General features: G+C 46.7%; 1 protein-coding gene. It reads left to right on the forward strand.

Going from position 1 to position 540, the window contains the following annotated elements; translation table 11 throughout:
• Nucleotides 1-540: TerC family protein (locus tag R7Q09_RS27865; protein ID WP_411913135.1), on the forward strand; the 540-nt coding region annotated here is incomplete at both ends.

Consider the following 540-nt stretch of genomic DNA (forward strand, 5'->3'; position numbering starts at 1 on the left):
CTTGATATCTATCAAACCCGAGGCGGTGCCATTACGATGCAAAAAGCCATCGTTTGGAGCATATTCTGGTTCTTACTCGCGTTTCTTTTTGCAGGTTCCATCTATTTCTTTTGGGACGTTTACGCTCCTCATAGTGCTTACAGCAATGAGAAAGCGACCGTGTCTTTCCTAACTGGTTACTTGCTCGAAAAATCATTAAGCGTTGATAACTTATTTGTCTTCGCCATCATATTTGCCCAATACAAAGTGCCAGAGCATCTTCGTCCTCGTGCGTTGCTGTGGGGTGTGATTGGCGCGTTGCTTCTGCGTGCAATTATGATTGCTGTCGGCGCGCAGCTGCTCGCCCAATACCATTGGGTACTCTACCTATTTGCGGCGTTCCTAATCTGGACAGGCATTAAGCTTGCTCGCGACAAAGGTGAAGAGGAAGAAGTGAACCCATACCCAGAGCAAGTGATTCGTAAATTGCTGCCAGTAACAGATGATTATCAAGGTAATCATATGTTCTTGAAGCAAGCAGGGAAGTGGGTTGCGACGCCA

Source organism: Vibrio sp. 2130-1 (genome assembly GCF_033339515.1).